1 rRNA gene is annotated in these 267 nt (G+C 55.8%); it reads left to right on the top strand.

From position 1 onward, the window contains the following. A 23S ribosomal RNA gene (locus AABA78_RS39120) occupies positions 1-267 on the top strand; the annotation flags it as partial.

Raw genomic sequence — 267 nt, 5'->3', positions numbered from 1 at the left:
CATTGACAACCAGGAGGTTGGCTTAGAAGCAGCCATCCTTTAAAGAAAGCGTAATAGCTCACTGGTCAAGACAGGCCGCGCCGAAAATGTAACGGGGCTCAAGACTAGTGCCGAAGCTTCGGGTCATACACGTCAGGCGTGTATGGCGGTAGGGGAGCGTCCCAGTTGCAGCGAAGGTGGACTGAAAAGGCCGCTGGAGCGACTGGGAGTGCTGATGCCGAAATGAGTAGCGATAAAGGGGGTGAGAAACCCCCTCGCCGTAAACCC

The sequence above is a fragment of the Corallococcus caeni genome (assembly GCF_036245865.1).
Classification (GTDB): domain Bacteria; phylum Myxococcota; class Myxococcia; order Myxococcales; family Myxococcaceae; genus Corallococcus; species Corallococcus caeni.
The sequence above is the reverse complement of the archived record's forward strand: the minus strand, read 5'-3'. Positions and strand labels throughout refer to the sequence as shown.